This is a genomic window from Zobellella taiwanensis, assembly GCF_003012795.1.
Lineage (GTDB): Bacteria > Pseudomonadota > Gammaproteobacteria > Enterobacterales > Aeromonadaceae > Oceanimonas > Oceanimonas taiwanensis.
Genome location: NZ_PXYH01000003.1, coordinates 55576 through 70568 on the forward strand (window position 1 = coordinate 55576; position 14993 = coordinate 70568).

Sequence of the window (14993 nt, forward strand, 5' to 3'; positions counted from 1 at the left end):
ATGGTTTTTTTGCACCCAAACAGAGGGAATGTCATGTCGTCCTATGAGACAGTAGAGCAGAAGGCCAGCTACGGTATCGGCCGTCAAATCGGTGATCAACTTAGCCAGCAATCATTCGATGGGCTGGATGTGTCCGCCGTACAGCAAGGCCTGGCCGACGCCCTCGGCGGGGTGGAGTTTGCCGTGTCCCGCGAGGACATCAACGGTGCCTTCCAGGTGATCACCCAGCGTATGCAGGAGCAGCAGTCTGCTCAGTTTGCCAAGGCCAGGGAAGACGAAGCGGCTTTCTTTGCCGCCAACGGCGAGCGTGCCGAAGTGGAGCAGACCGCCTCCGGCCTGCAGTACGAAGTGCTGGCCCAGGGCGAGGGCGCCAAGCCTGCCGCCACCGACACCGTACGCGTGCACTACCACGGCACCTTTATCGACGGCTCCGTGTTCGACAGCTCGGTACTGCGCGGCGAGCCGGCACAGTTCCCGGTCAACGGCGTGATCAAGGGCTGGGTCGAAGCCCTGCAACTGATGCCGGTCGGCTCTAAATGGAAGCTGTATGTACCCCATCACCTGGCCTATGGCGAACAGGGTGCCGGCTCCATCCCGCCCTGCTCCACCCTGGTGTTCGAAGTCGAGTTGCTCGAGATCGCCTGATCCGGCAGCGTCTTAAAAAACCGGCAGCCGCCGGTTTTTTTACGCCCGCACCGGGGCAAACGGAAAATTTGCAAGCGGGCGCTGATCTGGCAAACTTCTGACTATTCTTGTTAATCGCACACTTTAAGGAAACAACAGCATGACAAATCCGGTTCGCATCGCCGTCGCCGGCTGTAACGGACGCATGGGCAAGGTACTGGTGGAGTCCGTGACCCGGATGGAGGGCGTCGTCCTGACCGCCGCCATCGAGCATGCGGGCTCCAGCGTACTGGGCGTGGATGCGGGTGAGCTGGCCAATGTGGGCCGTTTGGGGGTGGCGGTAAGCGCCGATCTGGCAAGGGTGATCGACCAGATCGATGTCATCATCGACTTTACCCGCCCAGAGGCGACCCTGGCCAATATCGCCCTGGCCCGTCAGCATGGCAAGCGACTGGTGATCGGCACCACCGGCTTCGACGAGGCGCAAAAGGCCGAGATTCACGCTGCCGCCGCCGACACCGCCATGGTGATGGCCTCCAACTACAGCGTGGGGGTCAACCTGGTGTTCAAGCTGCTGGAGCAGGCGGCCCGAGTGATGGGGGATTACACCGATATCGAGATTGTGGAAGCCCATCACCGCTTCAAGGTGGATGCGCCGTCCGGCACGGCGCTCAGCATGGGCGAGGTGATCGCCGGCACCCTGGGACGGGATCTGAAGCAGTGCGCCGTCTACGGCCGGGAAGGTATCACCGGTGAGCGGGATCGCAACACCATTGGCTTCGCCACCGTACGGGCCGGGGACATCGTGGGCGAACATACCGCCATGTTCGTGGACATCGGCGAGCGGGTGGAGATCACCCACAAGGCGTCCAACCGCCTGACCTTCGCCAATGGCGCGGTACGGGCCGCCGCCTGGATCGCCGGTCAGCAACCGGGCCTGTACGACATGCAGGACGTGCTGAACCTGAAATAACGGACTCGGGCGCCGCTATCCGGGCCGGTTGGCTGTCAAGCCACCGGCCCAGCCACTTTTTTCAATAGGAAGATGTGTTTGGTTTAGGTTTTATGTTTTTGTTTTTATTGTTGTTTTTTGATTTTATTGTATTCCTGTCGAAAGTTTTCACATGAAGTAAACCAAACTGCCATTTTACATATTCATCGAATTTCGTTTGCGTTTTTATTCATTTTTTTGTTTTTAAAATTCATCCATTGTACTTCTTTTCTCTTCGTTCCATCCTCCGCACAAAAAAGTTTGTCGAAAACGGCGCTTTTATATAAAATACGCAGAATTTGCCCAGTATTAGCCGAGATGCAGTAAAATTTTTTTGTCTGTAACTCGGGACAGCCAGGTAAATTGTTGATTTATAAGAATTAACTTGGAGGTTGTCTTGACTCACTCAGCGCTGCTCGTATTGGAAGATGGCTCGGTCTTCCGCGGTACAGCCATCGGTGCCGACGGTTGTTCCGTAGGTGAAGTGGTATTCAATACGTCGATGACGGGATACCAGGAAATCCTTACCGACCCGTCCTATTCCCGCCAGATCGTTACGCTTACTTATCCTCATATAGGCAATACCGGCACTAACGCCGAAGATGAAGAGTCCGATCGGGTCCATGCCCAGGGATTGATCATCCGCGATCTCCCCATCATCGCCTCCAACTTCCGCAACCAGCGTTCCCTGTCCGACTACCTCAAGGCCCATAACATAGTGGGTATTGCCGATATCGATACTCGCAAGCTGACCCGCATCCTGCGCGAGAAAGGCGCCCAGGCCGGCTGCATTCTGGCAGGTCCCGAGCTGGACGAAGCCCGCGCCCTGGCCGAGGCCAAGGCGTTTCCCGGCCTCAAGGGCATGGACCTCGCCAAGGAAGTGACCACCCGTGAGCCCTATGCCTGGCGTGAAGGCAGCTGGACCCTGGGCCAGGGCCACAGCCAGCCGGCCGAGAGCGAGCTGCCCTACCACGTGGTGGCCTACGACTACGGCGTCAAACGCAATATCCTGCGCATGCTGGTCGACCGCGGTTGCCGCCTGACGGTGGTGCCGGCCCAGACCCCGGCCGCCGAAGTGCTGGCCATGAAGCCGGACGGCATTTTCCTGTCCAACGGTCCCGGCGATCCCGAGCCCTGTGATTATGCCATCAGTGCCATCAAGACCTTCCTCGAGACCGATATTCCGGTGTTCGGTATCTGTCTGGGCCACCAGTTGCTCGGCCTGGCCAGTGGCGCCAAGACCGTGAAAATGGGTCTCGGCCACCATGGTGCCAACCATCCGGTCAAGGATCTGGACAAGGGCGTGGTGATGATCACCAGCCAGAACCATGGTTTTGCGGTCGATGAAGCGAGTCTGCCCGATAACCTGCGTGCGACCCATGTATCCTTGTTCGATGGCACCCTGCAGGGCATCCACCGCACCGACAGGCCGGCGTTCAGCTTCCAGGGCCACCCCGAAGCGAGCCCGGGTCCGCACGAAGCCGCCGACCTGTTCGACCATTTTATCGATTTGATTAAGCAGTACCGCGCGTAATTAGGAGTAGGGAAGAGTCATGCCAAAACGTACAGACATACAGAGCATTCTGATCCTGGGCGCTGGCCCCATCGTGATCGGTCAGGCCTGTGAATTCGACTACTCCGGCGCCCAGGCCTGCAAGGCCCTGCGGGAAGAAGGCTACCGCGTCATCCTGGTGAACTCCAACCCGGCCACCATCATGACCGATCCGGAGATGGCCGACGCCACCTACATCGAGCCCATCCACTGGGAAGTGGTGCGCAAGATCATCGAAAAGGAGCGTCCGGACGCCATCCTGCCCACCATGGGCGGCCAGACCGCGCTCAACTGCGCCCTGGAGCTGGAAAAGCACGGTGTACTGGCCGAGTTCGGCGTGGAAATGATCGGCGCCACCGCCGACGCCATCGACAAGGCCGAAGATCGTTACCGCTTCGATCAGGCGATGAAGAGCATCGGCCTGGAGTGCCCCCGCGCCGGCATCGCCCACAACATGGACGAAGCCTACGGGGTGCTGGATCAGGTGGGTTTCCCCTGCATCATCCGTCCCAGCTTCACCATGGGCGGCACCGGCGGCGGCATCGCCTATAACCGCGAAGAGTTCGAGGAAATCTGTACCCGCGGCCTGGACCTGTCGCCCACCAATGAGCTGCTCATCGACGAGTCCCTGATCGGCTGGAAAGAGTACGAGATGGAAGTGGTGCGGGATCGCAACGACAACTGCATCATCGTCTGCGCCATCGAGAACTTCGACGCGATGGGGGTGCACACCGGCGACTCCATCACCGTTGCGCCGGCCCAGACCCTGACCGACAAGGAATACCAGCTGATGCGCAACGCCTCCATGGCGGTATTGCGTGAAATCGGGGTGGAAACCGGCGGCTCCAACGTCCAGTTCGGCATCAACCCCAAGGATGGCCGCATGGTCATCATCGAGATGAACCCGCGGGTGTCCCGCTCCTCCGCCCTGGCCTCCAAGGCGACCGGCTTCCCCATCGCCAAGGTGGCAGCCAAGCTGGCCATCGGCTACACCCTGGACGAGCTGCAGAACGACATCACCGGTGGCCTGACACCGGCTTCGTTCGAGCCTGCCATCGACTACGTGGTCACCAAGGTGCCGCGCTTCAACTTCGAGAAGTTCGCCGGCGCCAATGACCGCCTGACCACCCAGATGAAGTCGGTGGGCGAGGTGATGGCCATCGGCCGCAACTTCCAGGAGTCGGTGCAGAAAGCCCTGCGCGGCCTGGAGACCGGCATGCACGGTTTCGATCCCATCGTCGACCTGAACGATCCCGAGAGCCTGGCCCGCATCCGCCACGAGCTGCAGGAGCCCGGCGCCGAGCGAATTTGGTACATCGCCGATGCCTTCCGGGCCGGCATGAGCGTGGACGGCGTGTTCAAGCTGACCAATGTCGACCGCTGGTTCCTGGTGCAGATCGAAGAGCTGATCAAGCTGGAAGAGCAGGTCAAGGAAGGCGGCTTCGCCGGCCTGACCCCCGAATTCCTGCGGGCGCTCAAGCGCAAGGGCTTTGCCGATGCGCGTCTGGGCAAGCTGCTGGGCGTGAGCGAGGGCGAGGTGCGCAAGCTGCGCCACCGCCACGAGATCTTCCCGGTGTACAAGCGGGTGGACACCTGCGCCGCCGAGTTCGCCACCAATACCGCCTACATGTACTCCAGTTACGACGAGGAGTGCGAGGCCAACCCCACCGACAAGGACAAGATCATCGTCCTGGGGGGCGGCCCCAACCGCATCGGCCAGGGCATCGAGTTCGACTACTGCTGCGTGCACGCGGCCCTGGCCCTGCGCGAGGACGGGTTCGAGACCATCATGGTCAACTGCAACCCGGAAACCGTGTCCACCGACTACGACACCTCCGACCGCCTCTACTTCGAGCCGGTGACCCTGGAGGACGTGCTGGAAATCGTGCGGGTCGAGCAGCCCAAGGGCGTGATCGTCCAGTATGGCGGCCAGACCCCGCTGAAACTGGCCCGCGCCCTGGAAGCGGCCGGTGTGCCGGTGATCGGCACCAGCCCGGACGCCATCGACCGGGCCGAGGACCGGGAACGGTTCCAGCAGGCGGTGGAGCGTCTGGGCCTCAAGCAGCCCCAGAACGCCACCGTGACCGCCCTGGAGCAGGCCGTGTCCCTGGCCGAGAAGATCGGCTACCCGCTGGTGGTGCGTCCCTCCTACGTACTGGGTGGCCGGGCCATGGAAATCGTCTACGACGAGCAGGATCTGCGTCGCTACTTCAACGAGGCGGTGAGTGTGTCCAACGAGTCGCCGGTGCTGCTGGATCGCTTCCTGGATGACGCCACCGAGGTGGACATCGACGCCATCTGCGACGGCAAGGATGTGGTCATCGGCGGCATCATGGAGCACATCGAGCAGGCCGGCGTGCACTCCGGCGACTCCGGTTGCTCCCTGCCGCCCTACACCCTCTCCAAGGCGATCCAGGACGAGATGCGCGAGCAGGTGCGCAAGCTGGCCCTGGAACTGGGCGTGGTCGGCCTGATGAACGTGCAGTTCGCGGTCAAGGGCAACGACATTTATCTTATCGAGGTGAACCCGCGCGCGGCCCGTACCGTGCCCTTCGTGTCCAAGGCCACCGGCGTGCCCCTGGCCAAGGTAGCGGCCCGGGTGATGGCCGGCAAGTCCCTGGCCGAACAGGGCGTGACCAAAGAAATCATCCCGCCCTACTATTCGGTCAAAGAAGTGGTGCTGCCGTTCAACAAGTTCCCGGGCGTGGATCCGCTGCTGGGGCCGGAAATGCGCTCCACTGGCGAGGTGATGGGCGTGGGCGAAACCTTCGCCGAAGCCTTCGGCAAGGCCCACCTGGGTGCCGGCAAGGCGGTGCCGAAGGAAGGCCGCGCCCTGTTGTCGGTTCGCCACAGCGACAAGCAGCGGGTGGTCGATCTGGCCGCCAGCCTGGTGGAAGCCGGTTACCAGCTGGATGCCACCCACGGCACTGCCGTGGTGCTGGGCGAAGCCAACATCAACCCGCGGTTGGTGAACAAGGTACACGAAGGTCGTCCGCACATTCTGGACAGGATCAAGAACAACGAGTACAGCTACATCGTGAATACCGCCGAGGGCCGCCAGGCCATCGAGGATTCCCGACAGCTGCGCCGGGGTGCCCTGAGCCAGAAGGTGTCCTACACCACCACCCTGAACGGGGCCTTTGCCACCGTGATGGCCATGGCCTACGACGCCACCGCCTCGGTGATCTCGGTACAGGAAATGCACGAGCGGGTGGCCAACGGCAAGTAAGCCTGTGGTCTCTCTGATCGGAAATGGAAAGGCGCCCGCGGGCGCCTTTTTGCTGCTGTATAAAATTTATTCAAAGATGTTGGCGATAGTGTTTGACGCCACCCCACGACTCCCGTAGAGTGCACTCCAGCAAGATTTTCAAGTCAGCGCGGCCTTTGTATATTGTTGGTTCCTTTGCGGTTCTTCAGTCACCAAGCTTCCCTTATTTGATTGTTGTTGCGTTACCGAGCCGAGTGTGGCTCCTCATTGAAATAAATAAAGGTAAGATAAAATGGCTAACGGCACCGTAAAATGGTTCAACGAAGCAAAAGGTTTTGGTTTCATCACTCCCGCTGACGGCAGCAAGGACTTGTTCGCCCATTTCTCCGAAATCGTCGGCAGCGGTTTCAAAACCCTGGCCGAAGGCCAGCAGGTTTCCTACACCCCGTCCCAGGGTGCCAAGGGTCCCCAGGCTTCCCAAATCCAGGTTCTGTAATTATCTTCGGATAATACCGGAACAAAAAAAACCCGCTTCGGCGGGTTTTTTTTGTTCCCCTAACCGGGACAGAGAGGCTGTTACTGGTGCGAACGGTGCTGGACAGACTGTGGATCACAGCATATCCATGATGCCAGCTTCCAGCTTCCTTATAGCCGGCTTTCCATCCAGGATTCGAGGATCAGCTGGGCGGAGACCGCGTCCACCGCATCCTTGCCCAGGGCCTTGTAGCCTCCGGCCTCGAACAGCCGGGCGCGGGCGTCGGTGGTGGTCAGGCGCTCGTCCTGCAGCTCGACAGCCAGGCCGAAGCGGCCGTGCAGCCGGTTGGCGAACTTGCGCGCCCGCCGGCTGATGTCCTGCTCGGTGCCGTCCATATTGAGGGGCAGCCCCACCACCAGCAGCGCCGGCTGCCATTCCTTTAGCAGCGTCTCTATTCTGCCCCAGTCGGGTACACCGTCGTTGGCTTTCAGTGCGGTCAGTGGACGGGCGGTGGCCGTCAGTTCCTGGCCCACAGCCACGCCAATGCTTTTCAGGCCGAAGTCGAAGCCGATCAGGGTACGGTTCATGCGTGCCCTACCTGGGAAGACAGCTGGCGCGAGTCCACCCCGAGCCGGCCGATGGCCTGGTGCCAGCGCTGGCCAATGGGGATATCGAAGATCAGGCTGCTGTCGGCGGGGACCGTCAGCCAGCTGTTTTCCACCAGTTCCTGCTCCAGCTGGCCCGGGGTCCAGCCGGCATAGCCCAGGGCAACCAGGTATTTTTCCGGCGCCTTGTCGGTGCCCAGCACTTCCAGCACATCGCGGGAGGTGGTGATCATCAGATCGTCCGCCAGCTGCTGGCTGGAGCTGAAGCCGGCCATGGGGCTGTGCAGTACAAAGCCCCGATCCGCCGCTACCGGGCCGCCCTGGAGGACGGGTTGATCCAGCTCGGGCCTGTCCTCGGGAGACATTTCCAGCTGGTGCAGCAGCTCATGCAGCGGCATGTCGACCGGAATATTGATGACCAGTCCCATGGCGCCGTCGTCGTTGTGCTCGCAGATGTAGGTGACCGAGCCGGCAAAGAAGGGATCCTTCAGGCTGGGCATGGCGATCAGAAAATGGTGTTCCAGTGAATCCATGTTGTCTCGGTATCGGTGTTGTGCCTGGCGGCCGGTGGATCCGGCCGCGCTCTAGGGGATGCTCTGTTGTCAGGATAGCCGTTTTTCGATGGCATCCATCAGCATGCCGCTGATATTGATCGGGAAGGCGGCTTCGATTTCGCGCACGCAGGTCGGGCTGGTGACGTTCACCTCGGTGAGTTTATCACCGATAATGTCGAGGCCCACAAAGATCAGCCCCTTGGCCTTGAGCACCGGGCCCAGGGCTTCGGCGATGCGCCGGTCGCTGTCGCTCAGGGGGCGGGCCTCGCCCCGGCCGCCGGCGGCCAGGTTGCCACGGGTTTCGCCGCCCTGGGGAATGCGTGCCAGGCAGTAGGGCACCGGCTCGCCGTCCACCACCAGTACCCGCTTGTCGCCGTCCTTGATGGCGGGCAGGTAGCTCTGCACCATGCAGTAGCGGCTGCCGTGCTCGGTCAGGGTTTCAATGATGACGCCGAGGTTGGGATCGTCTTCCTTTACCCGGAAGATGGAGGCGCCGCCCATGCCGTCCAGCGGCTTGAGGATAATGTCCTTGTGCTCGGAGTGGAAGGCGCGGATGTCGGCGGCCCGACGGCTGACCAGAGTGGTGGGGGTGTGCTCGGCAAACCAGGCGGTATAGAGTTTTTCGTTGGCGTCGCGCAGGCTCTGGGGCTTGTTGACGATCAGCACGCCTTCTTCCTCGGCCCGCTCCAACAGGTAGGTGGCGTAGATATATTCGGTATCGAAGGGAGGATCCTTGCGCATCAGTATGGCGTCCAGACTGTGCAACGGGAGACGTTGTGGCTCGGCCAGGGTAAACCAGCCGCTGGCATCTTCCTTTACCGACAGCCGGGCCATGTGACCATAGGCCTCGCCGTCGCGCAGGCTGAGATCGCTCATCTCCATGTACCACAGCTCGTAGCCTCGTCGCTGGGCTTCCAGCAGCATGGCAAAACTGGTGTCTTTCTTGATATTGATGGACTGGATGGGGTCCATCACGATTCCCAACTTGATGGTCATGCGAGATCTCCAAAACGGCATTGCAGGGCGGTGATGGCGGTCAGGGCCGCGGTTTCGGTGCGCAGTACCCGGGGGCCGAGCAGAATATCGACAAAACCGAGGCGGCGGGCCTGCTCGATTTCCTCGTCGGACAAGCCTCCTTCCGGGCCTACCAGCAGCCTAACGCCGCCGTCGGGCGGGGGCAAGGTATTGACGCTGTAATGGGCGCGCGGATGCAGGTTGAGCCTGAGTTCGGTGGTTTCTTCCGCCAGCCAGTGCGAAAGATCCATGGCCGGGCGGATCTCGGGGATGCGGTTGCGCCCGCACTGCTCGCAGGCGGCGATGGCGATCTTCTGCCACTGCTGCAGCTTCTTGTCGAGCCGTTCGCCGCCGAGCTTGACCCCGCAGCGGCTGGAAAACAGCGGAGTAATGACATTGACCCCCAGCTCCACCGATTTCTGGATGGTGAATTCCATCTTCTCGCCCCGGCTGATCACCTGGCCCAGATGAAAGTGCAACGGCGACTCCACTTCGCCAGGGCTGAAGTCACCCACCCGCACATGGACGGATTTTTTATCGGTGCGCAGGATCTCGGCGTCATACTGGCCGCCCCGGCCATCGAACAGCACCAGCGCCTGGCCGGGCTGCATGCGCAGTACCCGTCCTACATGGTTGGCGCCGTCTTCTGAGAGCGGTAGCTCGAGCCCGGGAGCGAGCGGGCCGGGTTCATGGATTCGGGGTATACGCATAGTGTTCGCACTGCTCCTTTACAAAGGGGTTGCGGTTGCCCTGTACCTCATTGATGCGATGATCCCGCTCGCACTCCCAGTCGGTGGGGGGATACTGACGGTTCCAGGCCTCGAACAGCCGCAATTGCTGGCGGGCGATATCCAGCCGGTACTGCTGCTGCATATAAAGATAAGTACGGGCGATGGCGCCGCGGGTTTCTGCCGGCGGCTGGGCACGACGGCCCTTGAAATCCACCAGCATCCGGCACTGGCCGTACTGGTTGGGCTTGCCATTCCACTCGGAGAAGCGATAGTTGGAGCGGTCGCCATTGACCTCGCCCACCGCCGGCACCAGGTTGTGCAGATCGCCTTCCATCCGGCGAAATGCCTCGTCGCTGCGTACGCAGTTCTTGCGCCCACCGTTTTGCCAGCATTGGCGCTGGTGGCCGAATTCCCAGGCGGCAACCACGTGCTCCCACTCAATACGGCTGGCGCGCACCGGCTGCTTGCGCACCTGGTAGCCGCAGCGCTCGAGATCCGGCACCAGTTTCTTGCCTTGCCGTGTTATGGGGCAGCCGCAGTAAAAGGAAAGCGGATGGTGTTGATAAATCTGCGGGGCAACCCGCTTGGCCTGGCTGAAGGTCAATACCTCGGCATAGGCCAGCCAGGAGCTCAGGCCCAAAAGTAAAATTAGATAGCGCACGACTCATTATTATGTGGTGATGTTAACGCGGGGCAAGCTTACCATTGGGGACGGGGCGGGGCAAAGGGCGGCAACCCGGCGGCGGTGTGCCGCCGGGACCGGCTCAGACCCGTTTCAGCATGGCCTCGGCGGAAGACACCTCGAACTTGCCCGGGGCCTCCACCTGCAACTCGGTGACCACGCCGTCTTCGGCCACCAGGGCAAAGCGCTGGGCCCGCAGGCCACCGAAGGCACCGGTATCCTTGGCCAGGCCCAGTGCCTGGGAAAAGGCACCGTCGCCATCGGCCAGCATGGTGATGGCGTCGGCATTCTGTGCCTGCTGCCAGGCACGCATCACGAAGGCGTCGTTGACCGACAGGCAGAACAGCTCGATGCCTTTTTGCCGGAACTGGTCGGCCAGCACCACAAAGCCGGGCAGGTGAGCCTGGGAGCAGGTGGGTGTAAAGGCGCCGGGGAGGGCGAAAATCACTACCTTCTTGCCGCCGAACAGTTCGGCGCTGGTGGCGGTGGTTTTGCCGGCCTCGGTGATGAAGGTGAATTCCTGTTCGGGCAGGCGGTCGCCAATCTGGATCATGGATCTTTCCTTGTCATGGAGTGTGGGGTTTGAGCAGTCGGCCGCAGTGCAGGCACTGATAGCGCTGCTTGCCGCGCCGGATGCTGTTGTGACGGCGCAGGCTCAGCCGGTGCAGGCGGCAGCCGCAGTCGTAGCTAAAAGTGGGGGCAACCTTGGCGGTATTCAAGCGGTGGCGGGTGCGCGGTTCGAGCCCGAAAATGTCACGCATCACCGTCTGCCACTCGGCGCCGTGGGGGCGGACCTTGCCATGGCAGTAGAACACCACCAGATGGGCCACTTCGTGGGGCACGATTTCGGTGAGAAACTCGGCGGCGTTGTCGGCCAGCAGTACCGGGTTGAAGCGCAATTCGCCGCGTTCCAGCCAGGCGGAACCGGCGATGCGGCCGCGCTGATCGAAGCGTACCCGGGGGGCGGGGAAATCCCGCCCCAGCCGTTGCCCGGCCAGGGCCAGGCACTGGTCGACTCTGTCTTGCACCTGCTGGCACAGGGCGTCGGTGGGTTGGCTCATGGCGATGGAGGCGGATAAACGAAGGGGAAGCTCGCGCTTCCCCTTGATGGTTACTTGAGGCCGGCGGCGTCGCGCAGCAGCTCGGCCTTGTCGGTGGCTTCCCAGGGGAACTCGTCCCGGCCGAAGTGGCCGTAGGCGGCGGTGGCCTGGTAGATGGGCCGGTTCAGATCCAGCATCTGAATGAGGCCATAGGGGCGCAGATCGAAGTGTTCGCGCACCAGGGCGTCAATCAGTTCCTCGGAGACCTTGCCGGTGCCGAAGGTTTCCACGCTGATGGAAGTGGGCTCGGCCACGCCGATGGCGTAGGACACCTGGATCTCGCAGCGCTCGGCCAGGCCGGCGGCGACGATGTTCTTGGCCACGTAGCGGGCGGCGTAGGCGGCGGAGCGGTCCACCTTGGACGGATCCTTGCCGGAGAAGGCACCGCCACCGTGGCGGGCCATGCCGCCGTAGGTATCGACGATGATCTTGCGCCCGGTCAGGCCGCAGTCGCCCATGGGGCCGCCGATGATGAACTGGCCGGTGGGGTTGATGAAGTACTTGGTCTTGCTGGTCAGCCACTCGGCGGGCAGGACTGGCTTGATGATCAGTTCCATCACCGCTTCACGCAGGGTGGCCTGGTCGATGTCGGGACCGTGCTGGGTGGACAGCACCACGGCGTCGATCGCCACCGGTTTGCCGTCGTCATAAACGAAGGTCACCTGGGACTTGGCGTCCGGGCGCAGCCAGGGCAGCTCCTTGGCCTTGCGCACATGGGCCTGGCGCTTGACCAGGCGGTGGGCGTAGGTAATGGGGGCGGGCATCAGCACGTCGGTTTCGTTGGAGGCGTAGCCGAACATCAGGCCCTGGTCACCGGCGCCCTGGGCGTAGGGATCTTCGTCCTTGCGATCCACGCCCATGGCGATGTCGGGGGACTGTTTGCCGATGGCGTTGAGCACGGCGCAGCTGTCGCCGTCGAAGCCCATGTCGGAGCTGGTGTAGCCGATGTCGCGTACGGTACGGCGGGCCAGCTCTTCGATATCGACCCAGGCGCTGGTGGAGATTTCGCCGCCGACAATCACCATGCCGGTTTTGACGTAGCTTTCGCAGGCCACCCGGGCCTTGGGATCCTGCTTGAGGATGGCGTCCAGCACGGCGTCGGAAATTTGGTCGGCAATCTTGTCCGGATGACCTTCGGATACGGACTCGGAGGTAAACAGTCTGGCCATTATGCTTGGGTTCCTAACTTGAATTAATCTGGTGTGTTGCCACCCCGTCGGAGCGCACGGCGGTATTAACATCTGGATGGCTATTCTAGAGAGGCCCCAGCATGAATGCCAGTAAAAAGTCGTGTCCGGCGCGCGGTTTGGCCATGGCCCCGCCGGGATAATAGATTTGCGCCCATTGGCAGTCTTTGGGACAATACCGCCGTCTATTTAACCCTACATGTGAATGTTCTCAGGAGATGTCGATGCCTTCTCGTAAAGTGCTGGCCAATGCCGTGCGCGCATTGAGTATGGATGCGGTGCAGAAAGCCAATTCCGGTCACCCCGGAGCCCCCATGGGCATGGCGGATATCGCCGAGGTGTTGTGGCGCGATTACTTGAAGCACAACCCCGCCAACCCCAACTGGGCCGACCGCGACCGTTTCATCCTGTCCAACGGCCACGGCTCCATGCTGCTGTACTCCCTGCTGCACCTGACCGGTTACGAGCTGTCCATCGACGATCTCAAGCAATTTCGCCAATTGCACTCCAAGACCCCGGGCCACCCCGAGTACGGCTATGCGCCGGGCGTGGAAACCACCACAGGCCCCCTGGGCCAGGGCATCACCAATGCCGTGGGCATGGCCATTGCCGAAAAGGCGCTGGCCGCCCAGTTCAACCAGCCCGGCCATGAAGTGGTCGATCACTACACCTATACCTTCCTCGGCGACGGCTGCCTGATGGAAGGCATCTCTCACGAAGCCTGCTCCCTGGCGGGTACCCTGGGGCTGGGCAAGCTCATCGCCTTCTGGGATGACAATGGCATCTCCATCGACGGTCACGTCGACGGCTGGTTCAGCGACGACACCCCCAAGCGCTTTGAAGCCTACGGCTGGCAGGTGATCCCCGCCGTTGACGGCCATGACAGCGCCGCCGTGGCCGCCGCCATCGAGGCCGCCCGTGCCGACACCGCGCGTCCGACCCTGATCTGCTGCCGCACCGTGATCGGTTTCGGCTCACCCAACAAGGCCGGCAGCCACGACTGCCACGGCGCGCCCCTGGGCGATGCCGAGATCGCCGCCACCCGCGAACAGCTGGGCTGGAGCCATGCCCCCTTCGAGATCCCCGCCGAGGTGTACGGCGAGTGGGATGCCAAGGCCAAGGGCCAGGCCGCCGAAGCCGCCTGGAACGAAAAATTCGCCGCCTACGCCGCCGCCCATCCTGCGCTGGCTGCCGAGTTGCAGCGCCGCCTGAACGGCGAACTGCCCGCCGACTGGGCCGCCCAGAGCGCTGACTTCATCAACACCCTGCAGGCCAACCCGGCCAAGATTGCCACCCGCAAGGCCTCCCAGAACGCCCTGGACGCCTTTGGTGCCATCCTGCCCGAACTGCTCGGCGGCAGCGCCGACCTGGCGCCGTCCAACCTGACCATGCACAAGGGCTCCCAGCCGATCAGCGCCGAAGACGCTTCCGGCAACTACCTGCACTACGGGGTGCGCGAGTTCGGCATGAGCGCCATCATGAACGGCATTGCCCTGCACGGCGGCTTCGTGCCCTACGGCGGCACCTTCCTGATGTTCGTGGAATATGCCCGCAACGCGGTACGCATGGCGGCCCTGATGAAGCAGCGCTCCATCTTCGTCTATACCCACGATTCTATCGGCCTGGGCGAAGACGGCCCCACCCACCAGCCGGTGGAGCAAATCGCCTCTCTGCGCCTGACCCCCAACATGAGCACCTGGCGCCCCTGTGACCAGGTCGAGTCCGCCGTGGCCTGGAAACACGCCATCGAGCGCCAGGACGGTCCGACCGCCCTTATCTTCTCCCGCCAGAACCTGGGACAGATGGAGCGCACCGACGCCCAGCTGGCCGACGTGGCCAAGGGCGGCTATGTGCTGAAGGATTGCGCCGGCACTCCTGAGCTCATCATCATCGCCACCGGCTCCGAGGTGGAGCTGGCCATGGCCGCCGCCGAGCAACTGAGCGCCAAGGGCCGCGCCGTGCGCGTGGTGTCTATGCCCTGTACCGATGTGTTTGATGCCCAGTCTGCCGAATACCGTGAAAGCGTGCTGCCCGCCGCCGTCACCAAGCGGCTGGCGGTGGAAGCCGGCATTCGCGACTACTGGTTCAAGTATGTGGGTTTTGGCGGCGACATCATCGGCATGACCAGCTTCGGTGAGTCTGCTCCGGCCGGCGAGCTGTTCAAGCTGTTTGGTTTTACCACCGACAACGTGGTAGAGAAGGCCGAAGCCCTGCTGGGCTGAGCAAAAGGATGATATAAAACCGGCGTCCGCGCCGGTTTTTGATAAAAA

14 protein-coding genes are annotated in these 14993 nt (G+C 62.2%); 6 read left to right on the forward strand and 8 right to left on the reverse strand.

Annotated features, from left to right (window positions below):
- The first annotated feature begins 33 nt into the window (after positions 1-33).
- The 5 genes from bamJ to C7I36_RS02850 all read left to right on the forward strand — a co-directional run bounded on the left by bamJ (position 34) and on the right by C7I36_RS02850 (position 6871).
- Positions 34-645 carry a BamJ family beta-barrel-assembly machinery protein gene (gene bamJ / locus C7I36_RS02830; protein ID WP_106452221.1) on the forward strand — a complete coding sequence of 204 codons (612 nt, stop codon included), beginning with the start codon at positions 34-36 and terminating at the stop codon, positions 643-645.
- A gap of 139 nt (positions 646-784) precedes the next feature.
- Positions 785-1597 (forward strand): 4-hydroxy-tetrahydrodipicolinate reductase, encoded by an 813-nt coding sequence (gene dapB / locus C7I36_RS02835; protein WP_106452222.1) that lies wholly within the window; start codon positions 785-787, stop codon positions 1595-1597.
- Between the two features lie 415 nt (positions 1598-2012).
- Complete coding sequence (gene carA / locus C7I36_RS02840) at positions 2013-3149, forward strand: glutamine-hydrolyzing carbamoyl-phosphate synthase small subunit (RefSeq protein ID WP_106452223.1); 1137 nt, start codon at positions 2013-2015, stop codon at positions 3147-3149.
- A gap of 19 nt (positions 3150-3168) precedes the next feature.
- A complete protein-coding gene (gene carB, locus C7I36_RS02845) occupies positions 3169-6396 on the forward strand; it encodes a carbamoyl-phosphate synthase large subunit (RefSeq protein ID WP_106452224.1) in 3228 nt (1075 codons plus the stop codon).
- A 271-nt stretch (positions 6397-6667) separates the two neighbouring features.
- Positions 6668-6871, forward strand: a complete 204-nt coding sequence (locus tag C7I36_RS02850) for a cold-shock protein (protein WP_094038042.1) — start codon at positions 6668-6670, stop codon at positions 6869-6871.
- A 149-nt stretch (positions 6872-7020) separates the two neighbouring features.
- Here the strand turns inward: C7I36_RS02850 and ruvX are convergent, their stop codons facing one another.
- The 8 genes from ruvX to metK all read right to left on the reverse strand — a co-directional run bounded on the left by ruvX (position 7021) and on the right by metK (position 12705).
- The gene (gene ruvX, locus C7I36_RS02855) at positions 7021-7437 is read right to left on the reverse strand and encodes a Holliday junction resolvase RuvX (RefSeq protein ID WP_106452225.1); all 417 of its coding nucleotides are present in this window, start codon (positions 7435-7437) and stop codon (positions 7021-7023) included.
- The gene (locus C7I36_RS02860) at positions 7434-7988 is read right to left on the reverse strand and encodes a YqgE/AlgH family protein (protein WP_106452226.1); all 555 of its coding nucleotides are present in this window, start codon (positions 7986-7988) and stop codon (positions 7434-7436) included. Before C7I36_RS02860 ends, ruvX begins: the two co-directional genes overlap by 4 nt.
- A 69-nt stretch (positions 7989-8057) precedes the next feature.
- A complete protein-coding gene (gshB, locus tag C7I36_RS02865) occupies positions 8058-9005 on the reverse strand; it encodes a glutathione synthase (protein ID WP_106452227.1) in 948 nt (315 codons plus the stop codon).
- Positions 9002-9733, reverse strand: a complete 732-nt coding sequence (gene rsmE / locus C7I36_RS02870; RefSeq protein ID WP_106452228.1) for a 16S rRNA (uracil(1498)-N(3))-methyltransferase — start codon at positions 9731-9733, stop codon at positions 9002-9004. The genes gshB and rsmE overlap by 4 nt, the downstream gene beginning before the upstream one ends.
- Positions 9711-10415 (reverse strand): endonuclease, encoded by a 705-nt coding sequence (locus C7I36_RS02875; protein WP_106452229.1) that lies wholly within the window; start codon positions 10413-10415, stop codon positions 9711-9713. The genes rsmE and C7I36_RS02875 overlap by 23 nt, the downstream gene beginning before the upstream one ends.
- 103 nt (positions 10416-10518) lie before the next feature.
- Positions 10519-10989 (reverse strand): peroxiredoxin, encoded by a 471-nt coding sequence (locus tag C7I36_RS02880; protein ID WP_106452230.1) that lies wholly within the window; start codon positions 10987-10989, stop codon positions 10519-10521.
- 13 nt (positions 10990-11002) lie between these two features.
- Positions 11003-11497 (reverse strand): SprT family zinc-dependent metalloprotease, encoded by a 495-nt coding sequence (locus tag C7I36_RS02885; RefSeq protein WP_106452231.1) that lies wholly within the window; start codon positions 11495-11497, stop codon positions 11003-11005.
- Positions 11498-11547: 50 nt separating this feature from the next.
- Positions 11548-12705 (reverse strand): methionine adenosyltransferase, encoded by a 1158-nt coding sequence (gene metK, locus C7I36_RS02890; RefSeq protein ID WP_106452232.1) that lies wholly within the window; start codon positions 12703-12705, stop codon positions 11548-11550.
- A 242-nt stretch (positions 12706-12947) separates the two neighbouring features.
- Here metK and tkt point away from each other — a divergent pair, with 242 nt between their 5' ends.
- Positions 12948-14945, forward strand: coding sequence for a transketolase (gene tkt / locus C7I36_RS02895; protein WP_106452233.1), 1998 nt, complete (start codon positions 12948-12950; stop codon positions 14943-14945).
- Positions 14946-14993 lie beyond the last annotated feature (48 nt).